The sequence below is a fragment of the Rhizobium sp. NFACC06-2 genome (assembly GCF_900101425.1).
Taxonomy (GTDB): domain Bacteria; phylum Pseudomonadota; class Alphaproteobacteria; order Rhizobiales; family Rhizobiaceae; genus Agrobacterium; species Agrobacterium leguminum.
On record NZ_FMVA01000010.1, the window covers coordinates 75,372 to 101,151 of the forward strand.

At 61.1% G+C, this 25,780-nt stretch carries 24 protein-coding genes; 19 read left to right on the forward strand and 5 right to left on the reverse strand.

What is annotated here, in order from left to right:
• Window positions 1–9: 9 nt before the first annotated feature.
• Window positions 10–735 carry a heme-copper oxidase subunit III family protein gene (locus F3H58_RS17545; protein WP_003521989.1) on the forward strand — a complete coding sequence of 242 codons (726 nt, stop codon included), beginning with the start codon at window positions 10–12 and terminating at the stop codon, window positions 733–735.
• Window positions 736–749: 14 nt separating this feature from the next.
• Window positions 750–1,082: a cytochrome C oxidase subunit IV family protein gene (locus F3H58_RS17550; RefSeq protein ID WP_149743076.1), complete on the forward strand. Its 333-nt coding sequence runs from the start codon at window positions 750–752 to the stop codon at window positions 1,080–1,082.
• A gap of 16 nt (window positions 1,083–1,098) precedes the next feature.
• Here the strand turns inward: F3H58_RS17550 and F3H58_RS17555 are convergent, their stop codons facing one another.
• Window positions 1,099–2,145, reverse strand: a complete 1,047-nt coding sequence (locus tag F3H58_RS17555; protein WP_188128971.1) for a GlxA family transcriptional regulator — start codon at window positions 2,143–2,145, stop codon at window positions 1,099–1,101.
• An 85-nt stretch (window positions 2,146–2,230) separates the two neighbouring features.
• Here F3H58_RS17555 and F3H58_RS17560 point away from each other — a divergent pair, with 85 nt between their 5' ends.
• The 6 genes from F3H58_RS17560 to purU all read left to right on the forward strand — a co-directional run bounded on the left by F3H58_RS17560 (window position 2,231) and on the right by purU (window position 9,662).
• Window positions 2,231–3,484: a sarcosine oxidase subunit beta family protein gene (locus tag F3H58_RS17560; RefSeq protein ID WP_003521992.1), complete on the forward strand. Its 1,254-nt coding sequence runs from the start codon at window positions 2,231–2,233 to the stop codon at window positions 3,482–3,484.
• A 10-nt stretch (window positions 3,485–3,494) separates the two neighbouring features.
• On the forward strand, window positions 3,495–3,815 hold the full coding sequence (locus F3H58_RS17565; protein ID WP_080853706.1) for a sarcosine oxidase subunit delta: 321 nt from the start codon (window positions 3,495–3,497) through the stop codon (window positions 3,813–3,815).
• Window positions 3,812–6,802 (forward strand): sarcosine oxidase subunit alpha, encoded by a 2,991-nt coding sequence (locus tag F3H58_RS17570; protein ID WP_149743078.1) that lies wholly within the window; start codon window positions 3,812–3,814, stop codon window positions 6,800–6,802. The genes F3H58_RS17565 and F3H58_RS17570 overlap by 4 nt, the downstream gene beginning before the upstream one ends.
• 14 nt (window positions 6,803–6,816) lie before the next feature.
• Window positions 6,817–7,371, forward strand: coding sequence for a sarcosine oxidase subunit gamma (locus F3H58_RS17575; RefSeq protein WP_188128972.1), 555 nt, complete (start codon window positions 6,817–6,819; stop codon window positions 7,369–7,371).
• A gap of 15 nt (window positions 7,372–7,386) precedes the next feature.
• Window positions 7,387–8,655 carry a serine hydroxymethyltransferase gene (gene glyA / locus F3H58_RS17580; protein ID WP_149743080.1) on the forward strand — a complete coding sequence of 423 codons (1,269 nt, stop codon included), beginning with the start codon at window positions 7,387–7,389 and terminating at the stop codon, window positions 8,653–8,655.
• A 122-nt stretch (window positions 8,656–8,777) separates the two neighbouring features.
• Entirely contained in the window at window positions 8,778–9,662 is an 885-nt protein-coding gene (gene purU, locus F3H58_RS17585) for a formyltetrahydrofolate deformylase (RefSeq protein ID WP_149743081.1), read from the forward strand.
• A gap of 77 nt (window positions 9,663–9,739) precedes the next feature.
• Here the strand turns inward: purU and F3H58_RS17590 are convergent, their stop codons facing one another.
• The gene (locus tag F3H58_RS17590) at window positions 9,740–10,969 is read right to left on the reverse strand and encodes an MFS transporter (RefSeq protein ID WP_149743082.1); all 1,230 of its coding nucleotides are present in this window, start codon (window positions 10,967–10,969) and stop codon (window positions 9,740–9,742) included.
• Window positions 10,970–11,090: 121 nt separating this feature from the next.
• On the opposite strand from F3H58_RS17590, the gene F3H58_RS17595 reads away from it, so the two are divergent.
• The 10 genes from F3H58_RS17595 to F3H58_RS17640 all read left to right on the forward strand — a co-directional run bounded on the left by F3H58_RS17595 (window position 11,091) and on the right by F3H58_RS17640 (window position 21,632).
• Window positions 11,091–11,684, forward strand: a complete 594-nt coding sequence (locus F3H58_RS17595; protein WP_020812322.1) for a TetR/AcrR family transcriptional regulator — start codon at window positions 11,091–11,093, stop codon at window positions 11,682–11,684.
• A 130-nt stretch (window positions 11,685–11,814) separates the two neighbouring features.
• Window positions 11,815–12,264: a DUF1801 domain-containing protein gene (locus F3H58_RS17600; RefSeq protein ID WP_149743083.1), complete on the forward strand. Its 450-nt coding sequence runs from the start codon at window positions 11,815–11,817 to the stop codon at window positions 12,262–12,264.
• Window positions 12,265–12,524: 260 nt separating this feature from the next.
• Window positions 12,525–13,577 carry an NAD(P)-dependent alcohol dehydrogenase gene (locus F3H58_RS17605; protein WP_149743084.1) on the forward strand — a complete coding sequence of 351 codons (1,053 nt, stop codon included), beginning with the start codon at window positions 12,525–12,527 and terminating at the stop codon, window positions 13,575–13,577.
• 369 nt (window positions 13,578–13,946) lie between these two features.
• Window positions 13,947–14,831, forward strand: coding sequence for an AraC family transcriptional regulator (locus F3H58_RS17610; protein WP_080858199.1), 885 nt, complete (start codon window positions 13,947–13,949; stop codon window positions 14,829–14,831).
• 97 nt (window positions 14,832–14,928) lie between these two features.
• Entirely contained in the window at window positions 14,929–15,840 is a 912-nt protein-coding gene (locus F3H58_RS17615; RefSeq protein WP_003522008.1) for an ABC transporter substrate-binding protein, read from the forward strand.
• A 71-nt stretch (window positions 15,841–15,911) separates the two neighbouring features.
• Window positions 15,912–17,411 (forward strand): sugar ABC transporter ATP-binding protein, encoded by a 1,500-nt coding sequence (locus F3H58_RS17620; protein ID WP_149743085.1) that lies wholly within the window; start codon window positions 15,912–15,914, stop codon window positions 17,409–17,411.
• Window positions 17,401–18,378, forward strand: coding sequence for an ABC transporter permease (locus F3H58_RS17625; RefSeq protein ID WP_149743086.1), 978 nt, complete (start codon window positions 17,401–17,403; stop codon window positions 18,376–18,378). The genes F3H58_RS17620 and F3H58_RS17625 overlap by 11 nt, the downstream gene beginning before the upstream one ends.
• 39 nt (window positions 18,379–18,417) lie before the next feature.
• On the forward strand, window positions 18,418–19,149 hold the full coding sequence (locus F3H58_RS17630; RefSeq protein ID WP_149743087.1) for an SDR family oxidoreductase: 732 nt from the start codon (window positions 18,418–18,420) through the stop codon (window positions 19,147–19,149).
• A gap of 89 nt (window positions 19,150–19,238) precedes the next feature.
• Entirely contained in the window at window positions 19,239–20,849 is a 1,611-nt protein-coding gene (locus tag F3H58_RS17635) for an FGGY-family carbohydrate kinase (RefSeq protein ID WP_149743088.1), read from the forward strand.
• A gap of 57 nt (window positions 20,850–20,906) precedes the next feature.
• Window positions 20,907–21,632: an SDR family oxidoreductase gene (locus tag F3H58_RS17640; protein ID WP_020812313.1), complete on the forward strand. Its 726-nt coding sequence runs from the start codon at window positions 20,907–20,909 to the stop codon at window positions 21,630–21,632.
• Window positions 21,633–21,724: 92 nt separating this feature from the next.
• Here F3H58_RS17640 and F3H58_RS17645 read toward each other — a convergent pair whose 3' ends face one another.
• The gene (locus tag F3H58_RS17645) at window positions 21,725–22,021 is read right to left on the reverse strand and encodes a PRC-barrel domain-containing protein (protein WP_078052845.1); all 297 of its coding nucleotides are present in this window, start codon (window positions 22,019–22,021) and stop codon (window positions 21,725–21,727) included.
• A 274-nt stretch (window positions 22,022–22,295) separates the two neighbouring features.
• Here F3H58_RS17645 and F3H58_RS17650 point away from each other — a divergent pair, with 274 nt between their 5' ends.
• Window positions 22,296–23,432, forward strand: coding sequence for a polysaccharide biosynthesis/export family protein (locus F3H58_RS17650; RefSeq protein ID WP_125146534.1), 1,137 nt, complete (start codon window positions 22,296–22,298; stop codon window positions 23,430–23,432).
• 11 nt (window positions 23,433–23,443) lie between these two features.
• On the opposite strand, the gene F3H58_RS17655 is transcribed toward F3H58_RS17650, so the two are convergent.
• Window positions 23,444–24,349 carry a protein kinase domain-containing protein gene (locus F3H58_RS17655; protein ID WP_149743089.1) on the reverse strand — a complete coding sequence of 302 codons (906 nt, stop codon included), beginning with the start codon at window positions 24,347–24,349 and terminating at the stop codon, window positions 23,444–23,446.
• A complete protein-coding gene (gene tagF, locus F3H58_RS17660; protein WP_149743090.1) occupies window positions 24,336–25,742 on the reverse strand; it encodes a type VI secretion system-associated protein TagF in 1,407 nt (468 codons plus the stop codon). The genes F3H58_RS17655 and tagF overlap by 14 nt, the downstream gene beginning before the upstream one ends.
• Window positions 25,743–25,780 lie beyond the last annotated feature (38 nt).

A 25,780-nucleotide genomic window follows, 5' to 3' on the forward strand; every position in this document is an offset into this window, starting at 1 on the left:
GTGTCGATCATGGCCGCATCCATGGAGGAAAGACCGGTAAGTGATCCGCATCTGCGGCCGGCGGGACTGCGCGGTGTCGCCGCCGATCTGTCATCGGACCAGCGGGCGTTCAAGAACGTCTCCTGGGGCAAGGCGATGATGTGGATATTCATCCTGAGCGATATCTTCATTTTCGGCTGTTTCCTGCTGGCCTATATGGCGGCGCGCATGTCGGCCACCGCGGCCTGGCCCAATCCTAGCGAGGTTTTCGCGCTCACGATTGCCGGCAGGCACATTCCGCTGATCCTGATTGCCATAATGACCTTTGTTCTCATCAGCAGCAGCGGCACAATGGCCATGGCCGTCAACTTCGCCTATCGCCGCGACCGTCGCAAAACCGCCGCGCTGATGGTGGCGACGGCAGCGCTTGGCGCGACATTCGTGGGAATGCAGGCATTCGAATGGAGCAAGCTGATCGCAGAGGGCGTTCGCCCCTGGGAAAACCCGTGGGGTGCGGCGCAGTTCGGTTCGGCTTTCTTCATGATCACGGGCTTTCACGGCACCCATGTTTCCATCGGCGTCCTGTTTCTTCTCATCGTCGCGCGCAAGGTGTGGCGGGGAGATTTCGATGAGGAAAGGCGGGGGTTCTTCACCAGCCGCAAGGGCCAATACGAGATCGTCGAGATAACCGGGCTTTACTGGCACTTCGTGGATCTGGTGTGGGTCTTTATCTTCGCATTCTTCTATCTGTGGTGAGTGAGGATGGCATCATGGCACAGCAACAGTCACAACAGGGACAGCAGCATCCGATAAGACTTTACATGGTGGTCTGGGGACTGCTTTTCGTCCTCAGCGCCTTCTCCTATATGGTCGATTATCTTGGCATTCAGAGCTATCCGAGATGGTCTCTCATCATCCTGTTCATGATCCTGAAGGCGGGGCTGATCATGGCGATTTTCATGCACATGGCGTGGGAACGGCTGGTCCTGATCTACGTCATCCTGCTTCCGCCGGTTCTTGTGCTCGTCTTCGCAGCCCTGATGGCCTCGGAATCCAACTACACGGCTCTTACCCGGGTGACCTTCATGGGTGCGGGTTCCTAGAACAGAGGCAAGATTTTCAGGATTGTGGAAGCAGCACGCCGACGGCGAATTCCTCTTCGGTTGCGACGTGGCCGGCCTGAGTCTTGCGATATTCGCTGGGGGTGAAACCGCGCTCGGCTCGTAGCGTGCGGGAAAGGTGCGGCGCATCGCAAAAACCGGTGGCGAGCGAAATCTGGGTGATGCTGTCACGCGTCGTGCGCAGCAGCGACAGAGCGCGATCCAGCCGAAGCTCGAGATAGACCTTCGAAGGCGTTGCGCCCAGGTCGGCGAGGAAACGCCGTTCGAGGCTGCGGCGGCCAAGGCCGAGATCATTCGCCAGTTCCAGCACGGTTCTCGGAACCTCGATATTCTGCTGCATCCGCAGGATTGCTTTTTTGACGAGGGAATCGTTGGCTTTGCGCGCGCTCTGCTGGCCGGGTTGAGGCTTTTCGCCGCTCAGCGCGCTGTCGATCATCATGATGTTGAGGCTTTTGATGGCGGCGGACTGGCCGACATGACGCTCGACGAGGAAGGCTGCCAGATGCGCGGCGCCGTGGCCGCCGGAACAGGTCAGCCGGTCGCGGTCGATGACGAAGATCTGGTCGGAGATCATCTGGACGGTATCGAAACGGTCGAGAAAATCCTGGCGGTGGAACCAGCTTACGCAGCAGCGATAACCGTCGAGCAGGCCGGCCTCGTGCAGGATGAAAACGCCGGTGCATAGCCCGACGATGGGAACGCCCACCGCCGCCCGCTCTTTCAGGAAGCGCAGCGCTTCATGCGGCAGGGCGCTGTGATCGCTGATCAAGCCACCGACAACGACGATATAGTCGTAGTGCCCGGCGTCCATCAGCCGCGTATCCGGCTGCACCTTCACGCCGCAGCTCGACTGAACGCTGCTCAAACTTGCCGAGAGCACCGACCATTCGCACAGGATAGGCCGGGAACGGTCCGCCTCATCGGCCGCAAGGCGCAGCACATCGACGAAATTCGCGAAGGCTGACAGCGTGAAGCGGTCGGCAAGCAGGAAGGCGACGCTGAGGCGTTTTCTGGCGCGGTGTGAGGTCATGACGCAAATATTCATGCAAACAGACGCGATTGTCCAGCCGGGGCGCGGCAAATGCTCCTAGCCTTTGCGACACGAGATTTTCCAACCATCGGGTCCGCTCATGACGCGTTTCAATGCCTTCAATCTTTTGCGGAATGCCCTGACCGGCCACAAGAACTGGGACGAGCAATGGCCCGACAGTCAGCCGAAAGCCGAATATGACGTGGTCATCGTCGGCGCCGGCGGCCATGGTCTGGGCGCTGCCTATTATCTGGCCAGCCAGCACGGCATCACCAATGTCGCGGTCATCGACAAGGGCTGGCTCGGCGGCGGCAATACCGGCCGCAACACCACGATCATCCGCTCGAACTATCTCTATGACGAGAGCGCCCGTCTTTACGATCACGCCGTCGATCTCTGGGAGAACTTGAGCCAGGAGCTGAATTACAACGTCATGTATTCAAGGCGCGGCGTGCTGATGCTGGCGCATAACGTCCATGACGTGCAGAGCTTCAAGCGCCATATCCATTCCAACCGTTTGAATGGCGTCGACAATCGCTGGCTCACCCCGGAAGAATGCAAGGACTATTGCCCGCCGCTCAGCATTGCGCCGAATGCCCGCTATCCGGTCATGGGCGGCGCGCTTCAGGAACGGGCCGGCACGGCCCGCCATGATGCCGTCGCCTGGGGTTATGCCCGCGGCGCCGCCGCCCGAGGCGTCGATATCATCCAGAACTGCCCGGTCACGGCCATTCGCCGCAATGCGGACGGCTCCGTCGCGGGCGTCGAGACGGCGAGGGGCTTTATCAAGGCTAAGAAGGTCGCGGTTTCGGCCGCCGGTCACACTTCGGTCGTCATGGACACGGCTGGCGTGCGTCTGCCGCTGGAAAGCTATCCGTTGCAGGCGCTGGTGTCGGAGCCGATCAAGCCGATCTTCCCCTGCGTGGTCATGTCGAACGCGGTTCACGCCTATATCAGCCAGTCCGACAAGGGCGAACTGGTGATCGGTTCAGGCACGGACCAATATACCTCCTATTCGCAGCGCGGCGGCCTGCCGCTGATCGAGCACACCATCGCCGCCATCGTGGAAATCTTCCCGATCTTCAACCGCATGCGGATGCTGCGTAAATGGGGCGGCATCGTCGATGTGACGCCGGATCGCTCGGCCATTCTCGGCAAGACGCCGGTTGCCGGGCTTTACGTCAATTGCGGCTGGGGTACGGGCGGTTTCAAGGCCACGCCCGGCGCTGCGCATACCTTCGCCTGGACCATCGCCAAGAACGAACCGCACCCGATCAACGCGCCCTTCACGCTGGAACGCTTCCGTTCCGGCCGCCTGATCGATGAAGCGGCCGCCGCCGCCGTGGCGCACTGAGGATAGAACCATGCTGCTGATCCGCTGCCCCTATTGCAACGAAACACTGCCCGAAGCCGAATTCACCTATGCCGGGCAGGCCCATATTAGCCGCGCCGCCGATCCCTCGTCGCAGACCGATGAACAATGGGAGGAATTCCTGTTCATCCGCGAAAACGTGAAAGGTCCGCATTTCGAGCGCTGGCGGCACCTGCATGGATGCGGCCGCTTCTTCAACGCCGTGCGCGACACGGTGAGCGACCGTTTCCTCACGACCTATCGGGCGGGCGAGCCGCGTCCTGAACTTTCTTCCCTGACCCGTGCACCAGCCAGTTCCGAGGTGTCGAAATGAACTCCTATCGCGTTTCCGGCCGTGGCCGTGTGGATGCCGTCCGCTCCGTGAGCTTCACCTTCGACGGCAAGACCTATCGCGGCGTGAAGGGCGATACGGTCGCCTCCGCGCTTCTCGCCAATGGTGTGCATCTGATGGGCCGCTCGTTCAAATACCACCGCCCGCGCGGCCCGGTGGCGGCGGGTTCCGAAGAGCCGAATGCGCTGATCGGCACCCGCCGCAGCGCCGAACGTTTCGAGCCGAACACCCGCGCCACGGTGCAGGAAATCTGGAACGGGCTGGAAACCACCTCGCAGAACAAATATCCGAGCCTGAAATTCGATATCGGCGCGGTCAACGACATGGCCTATATGCTGTTTTCGGCGGGCTTCTACTACAAGACCTTCATGTGGCCGAAGAGCTTCTGGAACAAGGTCTATGAGCCCTTCATCCGCGCGGCCGCGGGTCTCGGCGTTTCGCCGACGGAGGAGGACCCCGACACCTATGCCTCGCGCAACCTGCATTGCGATGTGCTGATCGTCGGCGCCGGTCCTGCCGGTCTTGCGGCGGCGCGTGCGGCGGCGGTCGATGGTCTCAAGGTCGTGCTGGTCGATGAAAATGCCGAAGCCGGTGGCACGCTGCTGTCGGAGCCGCAGGCGAAGATCGACGGCAAGCCCGCATGGAACTGGCTGGCGGATGAGTTGAAGGCGCTGAAGGAGCGCGGCGTCAGGGTCATGACCCGCACGACGGCGATTGCCTATTACCACCAGAACATGATCGGCCTCTGCGAAAAGCTGACCGACCATCTCGAGACCGTACCGAAGGATGTGCCGCGCGAACGCCTGTGGCGCGTTCGGGCACGCCAGGTGGTGCTGGCGCAGGGCGCGCTGGAAAAGCCGCTGATCTTCCACGGCAACGACCGGCCGGGCGTGATGCTGGCGGGCGCCGCCCAGACTTATCTCAACCGTTACGGCGTCAAGGTCGGCAACCGGCCGGTGGTGGTGACGAGCCATGACAGCGCCTGGTATGCGGCCTTCGATCTTCACGGTGCGGGCGCGCGTGTTCAGGCCATTGTCGATACCCGCGCCAAGGTGCGCGAGGAACTGGTGAACGAAGCGCGCGCGCTCGGCATTCCGGTCAAGCTGTCGCATACGGTCACGGCGACCTCGGGCCGGCTGCGGGTCAAGTCCGTCCGGGTCAATGCGGTTAGTGGCGCGTCGGTCGGTGCGGGACAGGAGATTGCCTGTGATGCCGTGCTGATGTCGGGCGGCTGGACGCCGTCGCTGCATCTCTTTTCCCATACGCAGGGCAAGATCGCCTGGGACGACGAGCGGACTACGTTCCTTCCTGCCCTCACTAACGAGGATTGCGTGATTGCCGGGGCCGGGCGAGGGCTGTGGGGCATCGAGGCCGCGCTGAAGGACGGTGCGGAACGGGGTCGCGAAGTCGCCGCCGCACTCGGCAAGGTCGCCAATAGTTCCAGCCATGCGGTGGAACATGACCGTACCGGCAGCGGCGTCTCGCACACGGAACTGCCGAGCGACCGCGATGCCGGCAAGGCCAAGGCCTTCGTGGATTACCAGAACGACGTGACCGCCAAGGATCTGCGGCTCGCCGTGCGTGAGGGCATGCGTTCCATCGAGCATGTCAAGCGCTACACCACCAACGGCATGGCGACCGATCAGGGCAAGATGTCCAACATCAACGGTCTCAACATCGCGGCGGAAGCGCTGGGCAAGCGCCAGCCGCAGGTGGGACTGACCACCTTCCGTCCGCCTTATACGCCAACGACCTTCGGCGCTTTTGCGGGTTATCACCGCGGTGCGCATTTCGAAGTAACGCGCAAGACGCAGATCGACGGTTGGGCTGAGGAGCACGGCGCGGTTTACGAGCCGGTCGGGCAATGGCGTCGCGCCTGGTATTTCCCGAAGCCGGGCGAAGACATGGATGCCGCGGTCAGCCGTGAATGCCGGGCGGTGCGCCAGAGCGTTGGTATTTTCGATGCCTCGACGCTCGGCAAGATCGAGGTTGTCGGTCCCGATGCGGTCGAGTTCATGAACCGCATGTATACCAACCCGTGGACGAAGCTTGCCGCCGGCCGCTGCCGTTATGGCCTGCTGCTCGGCGATGACGGCTTCATTCGCGACGATGGCGTTATCGGCCGCATGACCGAGGACCGTTTCCATGTCACCACCACGACCGGCGGCGCCGCCCGCGTGCTGAACATGATGGAGGATTACCTCCAGACCGAATGGCCCGATCTCAATGTCTGGCTGACCTCGACCACCGAACAGTGGTCGACCATTGCGCTGAACGGCCCGAATGCGGCAAAGCTGCTCGCGCCTCTGGTGGAAGGTGTCGAACTGACGGAAGAGGCGTTCCCGCATATGTCCTGCGTGGAATGCACCGTGGCCGGCATGCCGGCGCGGCTATTCCGGGTGTCGTTTACCGGCGAAATCGGCTTCGAGGTCAATGTGCCGGCGCCGCTCGGCCGCAAGCTGTGGGAAATCCTGTGGGAGGCCGGCCAGCAATATGGCATCACGCCTTACGGCACGGAAACCATGCATGTGCTGCGCGCCGAAAAGGGTTACATCATCGTCGGCCAGGATACCGATGGCACGGTCACGCCCTACGATGCGGCGATGGGCTGGGCCGTGGGCAAGAACAAGCCCGATTTCGTCGGCAAGCGCGGGCTTGCCCGCCCCGATCTCGCCGCCAAGGGCCGCCGCCACCTCGTCGGCCTTCTGACGGAAGACCGCTCGAAGCTGGAAGAGGGCGCGCAGATCGTCTTCGATCCCAAACAACCGATCCCGATGAAAATGGTGGGGCATGTGACCTCGTCCTATCATTCGGACGCCGTTGGCCAGCCGATCGCGCTCGCCCTGGTCGAAGGCGGGCATGAGCGGATGGGCGAGACCGTCTATATTCCGATGCTGGACCGCACCATCGCCGCGAAAATCACCGGGATGGTCTTTGTCGATCCCGAAAACACCCGCCTGAAAATCTGAAGTTGGAGATGACAATGAACATGCGCGTTTCCTCCCCCGTTCCAGGCGTACTGGCCGAGAGCAAAGCTGCCAAGGTCAGCGTCCTGGCCGCGCCGGCGCGGCTGTCGCTCAGGGCGCGCGGCGATCTGGCCCCGCTCAACGCCGCCCTTGGCGTGACCTTGCCCGAGCGGATCGGCGCTCGCGCCGCTTCCGGCGAAACCGAGACGCTGCGGCTTGGCCCGGATGAATGGACCATCCTTGCGCCGATCACCGAAACCGGCCGGCTGATCGCCGCCTGCGCGGGCATTTATGCCAGCCATCCGCACAGCCTCGTCGATATTTCCGGGCGCGAGGTGACGCTGCTGATCGAGGGTCCGCGGGCTTCCGAACTGCTGACGCTGGGCTGCCCCCGCGACATCGAGACGATTGCCGTCGGCGAGGGCCGCCGGACGATTTTCGACGGCGTGACCGTGGTGCTGTGGCGCGATGCGGAGAACCGTTTCCGCATGGATGTCTGGAACAGTTTCGTGTGGCATCTTGGCCATTTGCTTGAAACCGGCTGCAAGGAACTTGCGGCGGACATCGCCTGATCCGGAGGAGAAAAAATGCTCAACCGACTGTCACATAATACCGTTTCGGACACGGTGATCGCCGACGCCATCGCCGAGGAACTCGATCGCCAGAAGACGCAGATCGAGCTGATCGCTTCGGAAAACATCGTCTCCGCCGATGTTCTGGCGGCGCAAGGCTCGGTGCTGACCAACAAATATGCCGAGGGTTATCCCGGCAAGCGTTATTACGGTGGCTGCGAATTCGTCGATAAGGTCGAGGCGGTCGCCATCGACCGGCTGAAGCAGCTCTTCGGCGCGGAATTCGCCAATGTGCAGCCGCATTCCGGCGCGCAGGCCAATCAGGCGGTGTTCCTGGCGTTGCTGCAGCCGGGCGACCGGATCATGGGCATGTCGCTCGCCCATGGCGGTCATCTGACCCACGGTTCGCCGGTGACGATGTCTGGCAAGTGGTTCGATGTCGTTTCTTATGAGGTCGATGCCGAGACGCATCTGATCGACATGGAGAAGGTGCGCGCGCGAGCGTTGGAAACGAGGCCGAAGCTGATCGTGGCGGGCGCATCTGCCTATCCACGCCAGATCGATTTTGCCGGCTTCCGCAAAATAGCCGACGAAGTCGGCGCCTACCTTATGGTCGATATGGCCCATTATGCCGGTCTGATCGCCGGCGGCAAATATCCGAACCCCGTGCCGCACGCCCATGTCGTCACCTCCACCACCCACAAGACGTTGCGCGGCCCACGCGGCGGCGTGATCCTCACCAACGATGCCGATCTCGCCAAGAAGCTGAATTCGGCGGTCTTCCCCGGCAATCAGGGTGGCCCGCTGATGCATGTCATCGCCGCCAAGGCCGTGGCTTTCGGCGAGGCACTGCGCCCGGAATTTTCCGATTACGCCGGCCAGGTCATCGCCAACGCACAGGCGCTGGCGAAGGTACTGACCGATGGTGGGCTGGGGATCGTCTCTGGCGGAACCGACAGCCATATGGTGCTGGTCGATCTGCGCCCGAAAGGCGTGACCGGCAAGATCGCCGAAATCGCGCTGGAGCGGGCGGGGCTCACCTGCAACAAGAACGCCATTCCCAACGACCCGGAAAAGCCCTTCGTCACCTCGGGTATCCGGCTCGGCAGCTCCGCCGGCACCACGCGCGGCTTTGGCGTCGCCGAATTCGAACAGATCGGTGCGCTGATTCTGCGTGTCATCGATGCGCTGGCGGCGAATGCCGAGGGTGACGCCGCAGTCGAGGCCGACGTGCGGGCGCAAGTTGCAGCGCTTTGCGACGCCTTCCCGATCTACGGTTCGTAAGCGGCCCTGCCGGGCTTCGGCAAGTCTCAATCGCCGTCCTGGCCACGGCCGGCGGTTCATCGGCAATCGGCGCGAAAGCGCGGGCGATCCGTCCGCGCGGCAAAGACCCAGGGGAGCAGGATTTGACCACCTATATCATGAAAGTCGCATGCCCGGCGCGCAGCGGCATCGTCGCCGCCGTCTCCGGTTATCTTGCCCGGTCCGGCTGCAACATCAACGACAGTTCGCAATTCACCGACCAGGAGACCGACCGCTTCTTCATGCGGCTGAGCTTCGTTTCCGAACAGGGATCGGGACGCAATACGCTGCTTGACGGGTTCGGGCCCGTCGCGGCCGATTTCGATATGGATTATGACATTCATGACCTTTCGCGAAAGACGAAGGTCGTGATCATGGTCTCGCGCTTCGGTCATTGCCTGAACGATTTGCTGTATCGCTCCCGCATCGGTGCGCTGCCGGTCGAGATCGTCGCCGTAATTTCCAATCATCTGGATTACCAGAAGCAGGTGGTGAATGAGGATATTCCGTTTCACCACATTCGTGTCACGCCGGAAACGAAGCCCGAGGCGGAAGCCGCGATCCTGCAGGTGATGCAGGATACCGGAGCGGAGCTCGTGGTGCTGGCACGCTACATGCAGGTCCTGTCGGACCGGCTATGTCAGGAAATGTCTGGCCGTATCATCAACATCCACCATTCTTTCCTGCCGTCTTTCAAGGGCGCCAATCCCTATAAACAAGCCTATGAGCGCGGCGTGCGGCTGATCGGCGCTACCGCCCACTACGTGACCGCCGATCTCGACGAAGGACCGATCATCGAGCAGGATACGATCCGCGTGACCCATGCCCAGAGCGCGATGGATTATGTCAGCCTCGGCCGGGATGTGGAAAGCCAGGTGCTTGCACGGGCCATCCACGCCCACATTCATCACCGGGTCTTCCTGAACGGAAACAGGACGGTCGTTTTTCCCGCGTCTCCCGGAGAACATGTATCCGAACGCATGGGCTGAATGCGCAGTTCCAGCCCATGAAAATTCGGGTTTATCCCGAGCGGCTTCTCGCCCGGGATGACCTTGATCCTCTGTTCTTACTCCGCGGGCTGCTGCATTGCAGCTACCGGGCCGGACCGTCCGCGATCTCCGGAGAGGCTGCGCTGGCCGAGCGCGATGATGGCGACTGTCGAAAGGCTTGCGGCGACGGAGACCCAGAAACCGTTATCCGGGCCGAAATTGTCGATCACCCAGCCGGAGACGAAGGCGCCGAGCGCCATGCCGATACCGATTCCGGTCATCACCCAGGTCACGCCTTCCGTCAGCATCGATTCCGGCACGCGGCGTTCGATCAGGCCGAATGAGGTGATGAAAATCGGCGAGATTGCAACGCCGCTGAGGAAAACGGCGAAAGCGAGGAGTGCTACCGAGATGTTGGCGACAAGCAGCGGCAGGGCGGTGAGTGCAAGCACGCTGACGGCGATGAGCAATTGCCGTTGCAGCGGCATTTTGGGGTTGAGCGCGCCGAGAATGAGGCCGACCACGAAGGAGCCGATGGCATAGACGCCGATGACGAGGCTGGCGGCTTCCGGTTGGCCGAGCGCCTTGGTGATTGCGACGGCGCTCACCTCGGCCGTGGCGAAAGTGGAGCCGACGAAGATCAGCGCAAGCGTGATGATCTGGACCGGCCGCAGGAAGATGGCCGAACGCTGCCGGCGGCCGCTTTCAACCGGCCGCACCTTGGGCTCGGTCGAGCGTTGCAGGAGGAAAGCAAAGGTGCCGAGCGCCAGGAAGGTGGTGCTGATCATCATGCCCGCTTCCGGAAAGAGCGAAACCGCAAGGCCAACGGAAAGCGACGCGCCGGAGATGTACACAAGTTCGTCGGCGGCGGATTCAAAGGCGAAGGCAGTGTTCAGCTCCGGCCGGTCGCGGAAGATTTCCGTCCAGCGGGCGCGCATCATGGCGGGAATGCTCGGCATGGCGGCGGCGAGGAAGGCGGAAAGGAACAGCGTCCAGGCCGGCCATCTCTGATTTGTCGCGATAATCAGCGCCGCAAAGGCGATGACCGAGACGATGGTGGCGGGGATGAGGACCTTGCTCTGTCCTTTGCGGTCCACCAGACGGGAGATTTGCGGGGAGAGGGCGGCGTTGGTCAATGCGAAGGTTGCTGAGACGGCGCCGGCCAGCCAATATTCACCGTGAGTCTGGGAAAGCATGGCGACGATGCCGATCGGCGCCATGGCAATGGGAAGGCGAGCGAAAAAACCGGCGGCGGAAAAGCCTTTTGCGCCTGGAGCCCGGAAAATTTCTCTGTATGGATTAGACATCGGGATGCACCTTGTTCTAAGGGTGTCCACCACATACATACGTGGCGTATGTGAATGAGATAATTGCATACGACGCGTATGTCAACTAATATACGCGTCGTATGTGGAGAATGGAGAAGAAATGCGCAAACCTCGCAGTGAAATGATTGCCGAGACGCGGGCGAAGCTTCTGGCTGCCGGCCGCAAGGCCTTTGGCAGCATCGGTTATGCGGAAGCGTCGATGGACGACTTCACCGCCGAAGCCGGTCTCACCCGTGGCGCGCTCTATCACCATTTCGGCGACAAGAAAGGCCTGTTGCTGGCGGTCGTGGCCGAGATCGATGCGGAGATGACGAAGAGGCTCTGCGACATCTCCTCAAGGGCCGCGACCCGATGGGAGGGTTTCGTCGAGGAGAATGTGGGTTATGTGCGCATGGCCCTCGAACCGGAAATCCAGCGGATCATGTTTCGTGACGGACCGGCCGTGCTCGGCGATCCGTCGCGCTGGCCGAATGCCAATGGCTGTATCTCGGCTGTCGCCCGAAGCCTGGATGCGCTCCGGGAAGAAGGCACCATCGGCGACATCGATCCGGAGGCATGCGCCCGCTTCATCAATGCGGCGAGCAGCAGCGCCGCCCAATGGATAGCCAATTCCGACGACCCGGAAACGACCTCGAAACGGGCTGTCGGCAGTTTCCGGACCTTTCTGGAGGGATTGCGGGTCAGGAAAGACTGACCCGCACAGCTGCCGATCTGTTATTCCGGGTCGGCGAGGCGATCATCACGGAAAATGTGTAGAAAGATCTGGAATAGACACAGATCATGTTATTGGTAGCATTTGTTGTGACACCCATGAGGCCAAGGTGATGGTCGGCAAGAAGTCAGACAAAGTCTCCGGAAGCGAGCCATCGGTTGCGACGCCGAAGCTTTTGTCGGGCGGCAATCCCCAGATTGCAAAAGGATATGGCGACACCCCGGTGCAGGCCTATATCGCCGCCATGCCGGGTTGGAAAAGCGCGGTCGGTGGCCGTATCGACAGGCTGATCGAAGGTGCCGTGCCCGGTGTGCGCAAGGCTGTGAAGTGGAATTCGCCCTTGTACGGCATGGAGGACGATATCTGGTTCCTCAGCCTTCACTGCTTTACGAAATATATCAAGGTGACCTTCCTTAACGGCGCATCCTTGCAGCCCTTGCCGCCCGGCGCCTCCAAACATCCGAAAGTCCGTTACCTCGATATCCACGAGGATGCGTTTGACGAAGCGCAGTTCGTGGAGTGGGTGAGACAGGCAAGCGTGTTGCCCGGCGAAAAAATGTGAGCGAACGGGTTTACCGGTCCCAGAGGCTTTCAAGCACGCGATGATCGCGAAATGGGCGGACGAATCATGCCGGTTTTCCTGCCTCTTAAGGATCGTGTCGCGCCGCGGATGATGAGAAATCGTGGGCTGTCCGATACAGTTTTTCCGGAGTGAAGAAAAACCGGCCGCTCCGGCCGATTTCTGTTTACTTTTGCCGGGGTTGCACGCCATCACGCTCACTGAATTCGCTGCCAGGCGTATCGCAAACCACGGAGGATGAGATGAAGGCACTGGTGCTGGAAGAAAAAGGCAAGCTCTCGCTCAGGGATTTTGATATTCCCGGTGGAGCCGGATCCGGTGAACTCGGACCGAAGGATGTGCGCATCCGCACCCATACGGTCGGCATCTGCGGCTCAGACGTTCATTATTATACCCATGGCAAAATCGGCCATTTCGTCGTCAACGCGCCCATGGTGCTTGGCCACGAAGCTTCGGGAACGGTGATCGAGACCGGCGACGAGGTGACGCATCTGAAGGTGGGCGACCGCGTCTGCATGGAGCCCGGCATTCCCGACCCCACATCACGCGCCTCCAAGCTCGGCATCTACAATGTCGATCCGGCTGTCCGCTTCTGGGCGACGCCGCCCATCCATGGCTGCCTGACGCCTGAGGTCATTCATCCCGCCGCCTTTACTTACAGGCTGCCCGACAATGTGTCCTTTGCCGAAGGCGCCATGGTCGAACCCTTTGCCATCGGCATGCAGGCAGCGCTCAGGGCACGTATCCAGCCGGGCGATATTGCTGTCGTCACGGGGGCAGGTCCGATCGGCATGATGGTGGCGCTGGCGGCGCTTGCCGGCGGTTGCGCCAAGGTCATCGTTGCCGATCTCGCCCAGCCGAAGCTCGATATCATCGGTGCATATGATGGCATCGAAACCGTCAACATCCGCGAACGCAATCTCGCCGAGGCCGTCTCGGCGGCGACCGACGGCTGGGGCTGCGATATCGTCTTCGAATGCTCCGGCGCAGCACCCGCCGTGCTTGGCATGGCAAAGCTGGCGCGGCCGGGCGGCGCGATCGTGCTGGTCGGCATGCCCGTCGATCCGGTTCCGGTCGATATTGTCGGCCTGCAGGCCAAGGAACTGCGGGTCGAAACGGTTTTCCGTTATGCCAATGTTTACGACCGGGCCGTTGCGCTCATCGCCTCCGGCAAGGTTGATCTGAAGCCGTTGATTTCCGCGACCATTCCCTTTGAAGACAGCATTGCCGGTTTCGACCGTGCGGTTGAAGCACGGGAAACGGATGTGAAACTGCAGATCGTGATGCCGCAGTAACGAAGCCAGCCGCTGATGATTGAGCGGCAAAGACGTTGCGGAAAAGTATGAGTGTAGCCTGCCGGCATCCGGCAGGCTACACGTCAAAATTTCAACGAAAATCGCTTCTGGTTGCGCATTGTTTGAGCGCATCACGCCAAATTGAGCGGAAAAATCGGTCCCATCGCCGCGTTTATGGTCAGCCCTTTCGGGCCACTCTTCAATTTTCGACAAAAAAGAGTCAAAAAAGTATCGGCAATTTCTTCGGCGTGATGTGGATGTACCGCAGCCGCCCGCCATATGCTCCTCATCAACGCCTGGGACGAGCCATAAAGAGGAAATGGCTCCTGTCCGCAAATACGGCGGACGCGAGTGATGGGAGGAACTATGATGCAGCCCGATCTGGAACTGGTGCACATCCGCAAGGGCGAATCCTTCGCCGCCTGGCGGCATGGCTATCCGTTCCGCACCGTGCGCTGGCATTATCATCCCGAATACGAAATCCATCTGGTCGTCGCCACGTCAGGCACGTTTTATATCGGCGATTTCGTCGGCCGTTTCGGCCCCGGTCAGCTCATCATGACCGGTCCCAATCTCCCCCAGAACTGGATCAGCGAGATCGAGCCGGACGAAATCGTGCCGACACGCTCTCTCGTGATCCAGTTTCCGGAGGCTTTTATCGAGGATGCCTGCGCCTCCATGTCGGAGATGGAGGTGGTGCGTGCGCTGCTGGACCGCAGCCGCCGCGGCATTCTGTTCGACGATGAGACAAGCGATCGCGTTCGTCCGCTGATCCTTCGGCTGATCGAGGCGCAGGGGCTGACGCGGCTCGCGCTTTTCTGGGAAATTCTCGATCTGCTGGTCAACGCGCCGTCTTCCGAGGTGCTTGCAAGCCTGAGCTACGAGCTGGACCTGACCGGCATCGGCGACAGCGGCATCAACCGCGCGCTGTCGCATCTGCGCCAGCACCTGACCGAACAGGTCGAGGAAATCGACCTCGCCGACATGGTGGGCCAGAGCCAGAGCGCCTTTTCCCGCGCCTTCAAGCGTCACACGGGAACGACGCTGGTGCGGTATCGCAATCAGTTACGCATCGATCTTGCCTGCCAGATGCTGCTGGCGGATCAGGAGGTCAAGGTGGCGGAGGTCTGCTACGATGTGGGCTTCTCCAATCTTTCGAATTTCAACCGGCATTTCCTGAAATTGAAGGGAATGTCGCCGTCGAGGTTCCGCACAATATTCGCAGCCCAGAAGGCAGCGGTCATGGCGGATTAAACCAGCGACACATCGCCAATTTCTAAGAATTCGGGCAGATGGCTGTCCGGAAACGGGGTCTTGTTGCCCCAATTTTCCAACCGGGAGGAAGAGTGAGATGAAAATGAAATCCAAGTTTCTGATGGCGACAGCCGCAATTGCAATGATGGCCGCTCCGGCGCTGGCGCAGGAAAAGCTGAAGATCGGCATGACCTTCCAGGAGCTGAACAACCCCTATTTCGTGTCGATGCAGGAAGCGCTGAAGGAAGCCGCAGCAAGTATCGGCGCTGACGTTGTCGTGACCGATGCCGGCCACGATGTGGCCAAGCAGATTTCTGACGTTGAAGACATGCTCCAGCAGAAGATCGACATCCTGCTTCTCAACCCGACCGACAGCGCCGGCATCGAAGCCGCCGTTCACGCTGCCAAGGCTGCCGGTGTAATCGTCGTTGCTGTAGACGCCAACGCAAACGGCCCGGTCGACACCTTCGTTGGCTCGAAGAACCGTGACGCGGGCTACAAGTCGTGCAAGCATCTCGGTGACGCGCTCGGCGGCAAGGGTGAGGTCGCCATTCTCGACGGTATTCCGGTCGTTCCGATCCTGCAGCGCGTCGAAGGCTGCAAGGCGGCTCTCGCCGAATTCCCCGAGATCAAGCTCGTCGATACGCAGAACGGCCGTCAGGACCGCTCCGTTGCTCTCGGCGTCGTTGAAAACATGATCCAGTCGCGTCCGAACCTCGCCGGTATCTTCTCTGTGAATGATGGCGGTGCGATGGGCGCTCTGGCTGCGATCCAGGGTTCCGGCAAGGACATCAAGCTGACCTCGGTCGACGGTGCTCCGGAAGCTGTGAAGGCGATTGCCGAGGGTGGTCCTTTCATCGAAACCACCGCGCAGTTCCCGCGTGACCAGGTTCGCGTTGGCCTTGCCATGGCGCTCGCCCAGAAGTGGGGCGCTCGCGTCGTGCCGAAGGAAGTCCCGATCGACGTTATGGTCGTCGATAGCAAGAACGCCGGCGAGTTCAGCTGGTAAGAACTCCTCCCAGGCCCCGTCCCCATCTCGTATGGGGGCGGGGTTAAATCCCGACCATTGAGGAGGGTGAAATGCTGGAACTGAATGGAATAAGAAAAAGCTTTGGCAAGATCGAAGTCCTGCGCGGCGTCGACCTAGAGGCGCGCGCCGGTGAGGTGCATGCGCTTCTGGGAGAAAACGGCGCTGGCAAGTCGACGCTGATGAAAATCCTGTGCGGCATTTTGCAGCCATCCGAAGGAACGATCCGCATTGACGGCAAGGATCGCCGCTTTGCCAATTACGATGAGGCGATTGCCGCCGGCGTCGGCATCGTGTTTCAGGAATTCAGCCTGATCCCCTATCTTAATGCCGTTGAAAACATGTTTCTTGCCCGCGAAATCCGCGGGCCGCTTCGCCTTTTGAACAAGGGCGCGATGCGCAAGCGCGCGGCCGAGATCATGAGCCGTCTGGCCGTGGATGTACCGCTTGATGTGCCAGTGCATCGGCTCTCCGTCGCCCAGCAGCAATTTGTCGAAATCGCCAAGGCGCTGTCACTGGATGCCCGCATTCTCGTGCTCGACGAGCCGACGGCCACGCTGACGCCTTCCGAGACCGAACATCTGTTCAAGGTCATGCGTGAGTTGCGCCGTCAGGGCGTGGCAATCATCTTCATTTCGCACCACCTCGAAGAAATATTCGAGATTTGCGACCGCATCACCGTTCTGCGCGATGGTGAGCTTATCGGTTCCTGCCTGACGTCGGAGGTCGACAATGACCGTCTGGTCGAGATGATGGTCGGCCGGCGCATCGAAGCCAGTTTCCCGCCGAAGCCAGAGCTCGATCCTTCCGCCGCAAAGGTGATCGAGGTGGAGCTGCAATTGAAGAAGGGCGGCCCGGTGTCGCGCTTTGCGCTGCGCAAGGGCGAAATTCTCGGCTTTGCCGGACTTGTCGGCTCGGGCCGCACGGAAACGGTTCTCGCCATGCTCGGCGCGCATTCCGCCTCGCGCCGCAAGATCAGGGTTGATGGCGTGGACACGCGTTTTTCCGGGCCTGATGAAGCGCTGATGCGCGGCATTGGCCTGCTGCCGGAAAGCCGCAAGGAGGAGGGGCTGATCACCAGCTTCTCCATTCTGCAGAATATTTCACTCAACAATTACCGCAAATACCGCAAGGCCCACTGGTTCCTCGATCTCAAAAAGGAACTGGAACACACGACAAAGGCCATGGCGCAGGTGCAGGTGAAGGCGCAGGGGCCTTATGCGCGCGTCGACACGCTATCGGGCGGCAACCAGCAGAAGATCGTCATCGCCCGCTGGCTGAACCATGACATGCGCGTGCTGATCTTCGATGAGCCGACACGCGGCATCGATGTTGGCGCTAAGGCGGAAATCTATGCGCTGATGCGGGAATTCGCCGCCAGGGGCCATTCGATCATCATGATCTCCTCGGAGCTGCCGGAAGTGATCGGCATGTCCGACAGGGTCTGCGTCTTCCGTTCCGGCGGCATCGTCGCCACCGTCGAGGGCGAAGACATTAATTCAGAAACAATAATGACAAACGCCACCACCGGGAGAGTTGAACATGTTGCTTGATGCAAACACCGGCGTTGCCGCGAAAACGGGCGGTTTTAGTCTCAGTGCCATGCTGCGTTCGCCGCTTGCCCTGCCTCTGGCGGGCCTGATTGTCGTATCGATCCTGATGGGGCTTGCGAGCGACAATTTCTTCAGCCTCAACAACATCATGAACGTGCTGCGGCAGGTTTCCGTCGTCGGCATTCTCGCTGTTGGCATGACCTTCGTCATCCTCACCGGCGGCATCGACCTGTCGGTCGGTGCGGTCATGGCGCTTGTCGGCACGCTGTCGGCCGGGCTTATGGTGAATACCGGCCTGTCTCCCGCGGTTGCTTTGCCGGCCGGCCTGTTCATCGGTCTCGGCATCGGCATCTTCAACGGGGCGCTCGTCGCCTGGGGCAAGATGCCCGCCATCATCGTCACGCTCGCCACCATGGGCATGGCCCGTGGCCTTGGCCTCATCTATTCTGGCGGCTACCCCGTCAGCGGCATTCCGAGCTGGATCTCCTGGTTCGGCGTCGGCCGTATCGGTGTCGTTCCGGTGCCGGTCGTCATCATGGTGGTGATCTATGCCATCGCCTGGGTGCTGTTGCAGCGCACGGCTTTCGGCCGCCATGTCTATGCTCTCGGCGGAAACGAGTTGGCGGCGCGTCTTTCGGGCGTGAAGACCCAGCGCGTCAAGCTCGCCGTCTATGGCATTTCGGGTGTGACGGCCGCTTTCGCCGCGCTTATCCTTACGGGTCGCCTGATGAGCGGTCAGCCGAATGCCGGCGTCGGCTTCGAACTGGACGCCATCGCAGCGGTCGTTCTCGGCGGCACGGCGATTGCCGGCGGCAGGGGTCTCATTCTCGGCACGCTGATTGGTGCGGTGTTGCTCGGCATCCTCAATAACGGCCTCAATCTGATGGGTATCAACCCCTATCTGCAGGATGTCATCAAGGGCGGCATCATTCTGCTGGCCATCTATATCGGGCGCGAATGGCGCTAAGCCGGCCCGGAAACATCTTCATAAACGCAGGAGAATTAAATGTCTGAATCGCTGCAAGGCAAGATTGCGGTCATCACCGGCGCCGCATCCGGCATCGGGCTTGCCACCACCGAAGCGCTGCTGGAGCAGGGCGCAACCGTGGTCATGGTCGACTGGAATGAGAAAGCCTTGAATGAACTCGCTACCAAGCTCGGCGACCGCGCCATCCCGCAGGTCACCAATCTGCTGGATGCCGACAGCTGCAACGCCATGATCCCCGAGATCCTCAAGAAGGTCGATCATATCGACATTCTCTATTGCAACGCCGGCACCTATATCGGCGGCGATCTCACCGAGACGACGCCGGAAGCCATCGACAAGATGCTCAATCTCAACGTCAACGCCGTCATGAAGAACGTCCATGCCGTCGTGCCGCATATGTCGGAGCGCAAGACCGGCGATATCGTCGTCACCTGCTCGATTGCCGGCCACTTTCCGACCTATTGGGAGCCGGTCTATTCGGGTTCGAAATGGGCGATCACCAGCTTCGTGCAGGGCATGCGCCGCCAGATGATCCCGCACGGCGTGCGTGTCGCGCAGGTCTCGCCGGGCCCGGTCGTTTCCGCGCTTCTGGCGGACTGGCCGGAGGAAAATCTCCGCAAAGCCAAGGAATCCGGCAGCCTTATCGACGCGAGCGAAGTGGCCGATGCCGTTGTCTACATGCTGACGCGCAAGCGCACGGTCACCATCCGCGACATGCTGGTCTTGCCGACCAACTTCGACCGCGTTTAAAAATCTCTGGAGCGGCGGAAAGACCGGAAATGGTCCCGCCGTTCAACCCTGTTCAAGCACCGGATGATCCGCTCCGAGGAGTATCGCAAATGGCTTCGTATCTGATTGGCGTCGATGTCGGGACCGGCTCGGCGCGGGCCGGTGTCTTCGATGTCGCGGGCAAGCTTCTCGCCACCGCCAAACGCCCGATCAGCATGCATCGCGAGGATGGCGGCATTGCCGAACAATCGAGCGGCGAAGTATGGCAGGCCGTTTGCGACAGCGTTCGGGAAAGCGTTTCCCGTGCCGGCATCGATCCCGCCGAGGTCGCCGGTATCGGTTTCGATGCCACTTGCTCGCTGGTGGTGCGTGGACCGGAAGACGAGACCCTGCCGGTTGGCGCGCCCGATCATCCCGAGCGCGACATCATCGTCTGGATGGATCACCGCGCCGTCGAACAGGCGGAGCGCATCAATGCCGGCGAACACGCCGTGCTGAAATATGTCGGCGGCCGTATTTCCCCGGAAATGCAGACGCCGAAACTGCTGTGGCTCAGCGAAAACAGGCCGGACATCTATGCCCGGGCAGAGCACTTCTTCGACCTCACGGACTTTTTGACGTGGAAGGCCTCCGGCGCGCTTGATCGCTCCGCCTGCACGGTGACCTGCAAATGGACTTATCTTGCCCATGAAAACCGTTGGGATGCGGAATATTTCACCCGCATCGGGCTTGGCGATCTCGCCGAACAGGGCTTTCGCCGCATCGGTCAAAGCGTCGTCCATCCCGGCACGGCGCTGGGTAACGGTTTGACGGAAGACGCGGCAAAAGCCATGGGTTTGGTTGTGGGCACTGCGGTTGCGGCAGGTCTGATCGACGCCCATGCCGGCGGCGTCGGCACGGTGGCCGCGGGCGGCGATGCGTCGCGATGCCTCGGTTATGTTTTCGGCACTTCGTCCTGCACCATGACGACCACCGCCGAACCCGCCTTCGTGCCCGGCGTCTGGGGACCCTATTATTCGGCCATGGTTCCTGGCGCGTGGCTCAATGAAGGCGGCCAGTCCGCTGCCGGCGCTGCCATCGATTACCTGGTGCAGCTGCACCCGGCCTATGCAGCGGCGAAGGCGCTTGCCGACAGGGAAGGCAAAGCCTTGCCGGTATGGCTCGCTGACCGGGCGCTCAATCTTGCCGCATCCGCTTCCGCTACCGTAAAGATCGCCGAGGATTTTCACGTGGTGCCGGAATTTCTCGGTAACCGCGCGCCCTTTGCCGATCCCCATGCCCGCGCCGTCATCGCCGGTTACGGGACCGAGACCGGCGTGGATTCCCTTGTGGCGCTTTATGTGGCCGGCCTTCTCGGCCTCGGTTATGGACTTCGCCAGATCATCGAAACGCAGGCCCGCAATGGTGCGTCGGTGGAAACCATCAGCGTCAGCGGCGGGGCGGGTGCGCATCCGCTAGCCCGGCAGCTGCTGGCGGACGCGACGGGGCTTCCCGTGGAACTGACTGAATGCGAGGAGCCTGTGCTTCTCGGCTCGGCCATGCTGGGTGCCGTCGCCGCCGGAACCTATCGGGACCTGATGGTCGCCATGCCCGCGATGTCGCGTATCGACAGCTGTGCTGCGCCAGATCCAGATTTTCAGAAGGTTCATCAGGCGCGTTACGACGCGTTTCTGGCGCTGCAAAATGCGGCGCGCGCCATTCGTTCTGCCAGCCATTCCTGAGCGCTGTCAAAAGTTTAGATCATCCGGCCGTCATGGCCGCAAAATAAAGAGGATTCCATGCAGTTTTCCGGAAAATCCGTCATCATCACTGGCGCAGGCAAAGGCATCGGCCGCGCCTGCGCTCGCCTGATGGCCGCGCGCGGTGCGGAAGTGGTGGCGATCAGCCGCACCCAGTCCGATCTCGACAGCCTGAAAAGTGAAATCGGCGGCCGTTCGATCCGCGTCGATCTTGCCGATGTCGCGGCCACCCGCGCCGCCATGAAGGAAGCCGGCCCTTGCGATTTCCTGATCAACAGCGCCGGCATCAACGTGCTCGAAAGCGTGCTGGATATGAGCGATGCGGGTTATGAAGCCGTCCTCGGTATCAACCTGCGCGCGGCCTTGGTCGCATGTCAGGAATTTGCCCGCGCCCGCGTTGCGAAGGGCGGCGGCGGCGCCATCGTCAACATCACTTCCATCGCCGGTCACCGCGGCTTTCAGGATCACCTCTGCTACGCGGCGTCCAAGGCCGGGCTGGAAGGGGCAACCCGCGTTCTTGCCAAGGAGCTTGGCCCGCACGGCATCCGCGTCAACGCGGTTGCGCCCACCATCACCCTCACCGAACTGGCCGCGGAAGCATGGAACGATCCGGCGAAAAGCCAGCCGATGATGGTTCGCCATCCGCTCAACCGGTTTGCCGAAGCGGAAGAGGTGGCTCAGAGCATCGCGCTGCTCCTTTCGGATGACAGCCGCATGATTTCCGGCGCAGTATTGCCGGTCGATGGCGGTTTCCTCGCCGTTTGACATTTGCGGGGAGCTGATGCGCAAACACCTGCCCGAAAATAAAGAGCGCCCGGCAAAAAGCCGGGCGCTCCTCCTAATGAATGACAATGCTGTTAATGACGATGCTCGGGCATTTCTTTCAGCTGGTCCTTGGTCCATGAAGTGACCGCGTGGACATCGCCGTCCTCATCCCGCATGAAATCAAGATCGCTGAGCGGCACTGCGACCGGCTTTGCGCCGATACCAAGAAAGCCGCCGACATCGATGATGGCGGTGCTGCCGGCCCCGACGCCGTGGACATGATCCACCTTGCCGACCTTGTGATCGTCTGCACCATAAACGGTGGCGCCTTCAAGAACGGACGGCGTCAGTTCGGTTTCAACCAGGCGTACGTGATTGGTGTGATCCATTGTTCTTGCTCCTGTCTTGGTTTGCAGAAAACAAACTCCCCGACTGCAAAACCGTTCCATCGAATGTCGCTGGCCGGTGCCAGTCGGTGAGGACCGGTCATTTCTCATCGGTACATTGTTGGGGTTTGCGGCAGGCGGTTCCGAAAAGGTTGCGGAATGGTCACACCTTTTCTCCGGAAGACAAGTTTTCGCTAAATTGCAACCGCTAAAGTTGTTGCGATGACGTGTCTGGATGTTATCTCTGCGTCAGGTTGAATCATCAAGGGGATGAGGGATGAAAAAGTTGGGGGCGGTTTTGCTGGTGGCTCTTTTGAGCGCATGTGCAAAGCCATCTGACGGACCGACCGCAGGCAATATCCGATCTGCGACTTTCCCTCGAACCAACGAAAAAATCCCCGTCATCGAGCTGGCGAATGCACCGGCGGCGACGGTATCCGCCGGAAGCCTGCAGAATGCCTCCGGCCCCGGCCTCACAGCACTTCGCAACACCGGTTACAACGCCCAGAGATTGCGTCGCGGCGACGTGATCGACATCACCGTGCTCGATACCGGCGAAGACGGGCTTTTCTCCCCGACGCAAAGCAAGACGCTCAATCTTGGACGCTTTACGGTGGACCAGAGCGGATCGGTGAATATCCCCTTCGTCGGCAAGCAGAGGGTGGTGGATTCGACGCCCGAGGGGCTGCAATCGCAGGTCGTTGCCGGGCTCAAGGGATCGGCCGTGAACCCGCAGGCCGTCGTCACCGTCGTCGACAAGCCGACAAGCGCCGTCATGCTGAGCGGTGCGGTGAAAAATCCCGGAAAAATAACGCTCACCGCCCGTCAGGAGCGGGTGCTCGATGCGCTCAATCAGGCTGGTGGCCCGACCGTCGCTCCGGGCGCTGCCACGGTTACCGTTGTTCGCGGCTCGCACAGGGCGAGCGCGCCGCTTGACCGCGTCATGCGGGAGGACCGCCAGAATATCCGCCTGTCGCCGGACGATCAGATCATGATCGATGGCGATGCGGCGAGCTACACCGCGCTCGGTGCTTTCAAGAGCGCCGGCGAATTCCAGTTCGAAGCCGGAAAACTGACCCTCGCTCAGGCTGTCGGCCGCGCCGGCGGATTGCTGGATGACCGTGCGGACGCGCGCAATGTCTATGTCTTCCGCAACGAGATCATTCAGGTGCCGTCGGCAACCGTATCGGGCGCGAAAGGCCCGGTCGCGACGGCCACGACCATGCGGCCGGTGATTTATCACGTCAATATGCGCGATGCTTCCAGCATTGCCCTCATGCAGCTCTTCCAGATGCAGAAGGGCGATGTGCTCTATGCCAGCAACGCGCCGCTGGTGGATTCGGCCAAGCTCCTGACCGTGTTCCAGAAGAGCGTGCCGACGGCGGCAGCACCGCTTCCCGGCAGCGGCAACTGACGAGTGAAGCGCTACAGAAGCTGTAGCGCTTCCATCGCCGATTGCGGCCGCGACGCGGGTTCGTCGTGGCAACAGGCGTCCGCAAAATCCGCCAGCCTTTGCGTTGTTCGCATCTCATCCGTAGCGATAAGCCGCCGGGCAAGCCGCCCCACGGAGAATATATCCTGATCCGGCTTCGCGGTTGCGTCCCGCATCCGTTCCGGCGCTGCAAATTCGCGCGAGGCGGCAAAGCTCATGCCCCGATCTGCGTGTTTTTGGCCGATCTCCAGCGCAATGCCGAAATCGCCAAGCCTGCCCGTTTCAAAATCGCCGTCCTCCAGGAGAATATTGGCTGGCGTGACATCGCAGTGGACATATCCCCGTGCATGTATGGCGCTCAGTCCTTCCAGCAGGCGGCGAAGGATTGTGATCGCCTGTGGCGCGCTAACCGGCCGCTGCGATGCAAGCGACGCCAATGATTGCGGAAACCATGGCTGCAACAGGCCCGGTCGGCCATCGGCCAGTCTCAGCAGGGCCGATGTTTCCACCAGGCAAGGATGGCGCAATGTCAGGCCGAGCTGCGCCTCCTCGCGTAATCTTTGCAGCAGCGCCGCATCGTTTCTCAACGCCGGCGGCGTGGTTTTCAGGGCGTGAAGAGAGCCGAGATCGCGGTGCCGCACCTGCAACAGCAGCGTGTTTTCGCTTTCGTAGGCAATCCGGTCGAGGGCAAAACTGTCGGCGATCCAGCCGGGTTTCGCACCGGAAAAATGCGAGATTTTCCGGTCCAGCGCATTTCTGACCTGATCGATCAGGTCTTTCTGTTCTTCGGCTGGCCTTTCCCGCGTGCCGTCATGGCGGATGGTTTGCCACAGATCGGAGAAGCGCTCGGCAACCTGCGGATAGACTGACCCGTCGCCCGGTTGTTTACCCTTGCTCAAGCCGGTTTCCAATCACGATGGCGCTGACATTCTCGCGTGCGTCCTCGATCAATGCTTCCTGGATCAGGGCGCTGGCGCAATCCTTGATCGGGGTGTCGCCGACAATCTCGGCAATGGCCCGCTCCTTCAGGATTTGTACCAGCGGATAGCTGCACAGGAGCAGCCTGTCCTGCGAACCCCAGTCTTCCCCGACGATGTCCGGGCGGAACTGCTGGGAAAGGCCGACACATTGCGAGAGCTGCCTTTTCATGCCGACAACGACGTGATCGCGCGAAAGCTGGTGCATGGTTCCGTTTTTCAGGAGATAGGCGCGCGCGTCGCCGGACCACAGGACACTCACCCTGCGGCCGATAATGGAGGCAATGATGACGCTTGCCATCGGCCTGCCGTCAGCGCCCATGGTTTGCCGGGAAAGAAGCAGGCTGTTGACGGTGCCGAGCTTTCCCCTGATCTGCTGCGCCATCACCTCGGGGCTTTCGGCATCGGGGGTCTCGGCAAGAATATTTGTGGCCAGACGCGCTGCTTCCACGGCGCTGTGCGTGTCTCCCTGTCCATCTGCTATGGCAAAGAGGGCAGGGCTCTGGGAAACGAAGAGCGAATCCGCATTCAGGGAAAACCGTGTTCCCGGGTGCGTGGCATAGCTGTAGATGAGCGACGACGGCTGTTCCGTTGGCGGTGCGGGCGCAGGCGTCATTACGGGCGGAGTTTTTTGTCTCGCACTTTCCCGCGTCTGTACGGGTGTCGAGCCGTCCTCTTCGCCCTTGCCCGCCATGTCACTGAAGAGGCGCAGGAAATCGGAAGCTTTCGGTTTGCCGTCGAATTTGAGGCCGCGGGCGCGGCGGCTGACGGGATCGATGCGCCACCAGAGGCTGCTCGGTGCGCGGCCGCGCACCATTTCCGGGGCGTCATCCTCTTCCCGTGGTTTTGGCAGGCGCAGTTTTTTAACGGAGGTGTTAAACCGGGACATGTCGAAATCGCCCGTCATGGATGTCTCGGCCAGCGCCTCGGCGGCCATGAACCAGGTGTCGTCGAGATAAAGCGTTCTCGGATGTTTCCGGAAGCTATTGAGCTGGGCAATGATGGCAAGCGGATATTTGCGTCCCACCCGGTCTGCACTGGGCACCAGCACACCGGCATAGGCACAGTTTCCCCATATGCCGCTTTCGATGATGAAGCGTATGGGCGGCGATGACGTGAATATTTCGGGCCATCGGCCTGAAAACAGGTCCGCGCAGGCGTGCAGGCCGGATCGCATCCAGTCGTCAAATGTCCCGATCAGCTCCCGTTCAAGCCCGTCGGAAATGAAGTCGCCATGGCTGGGGACCTTGCCGAAGAAACCGATGCGATCACTTTCCGCTGCGGTCTCCGCGGGCCTCGATGCCTGATTGGCCATCAGTCGTTATTGACCGCGGTGCTTTTCGTCTTTGCTTT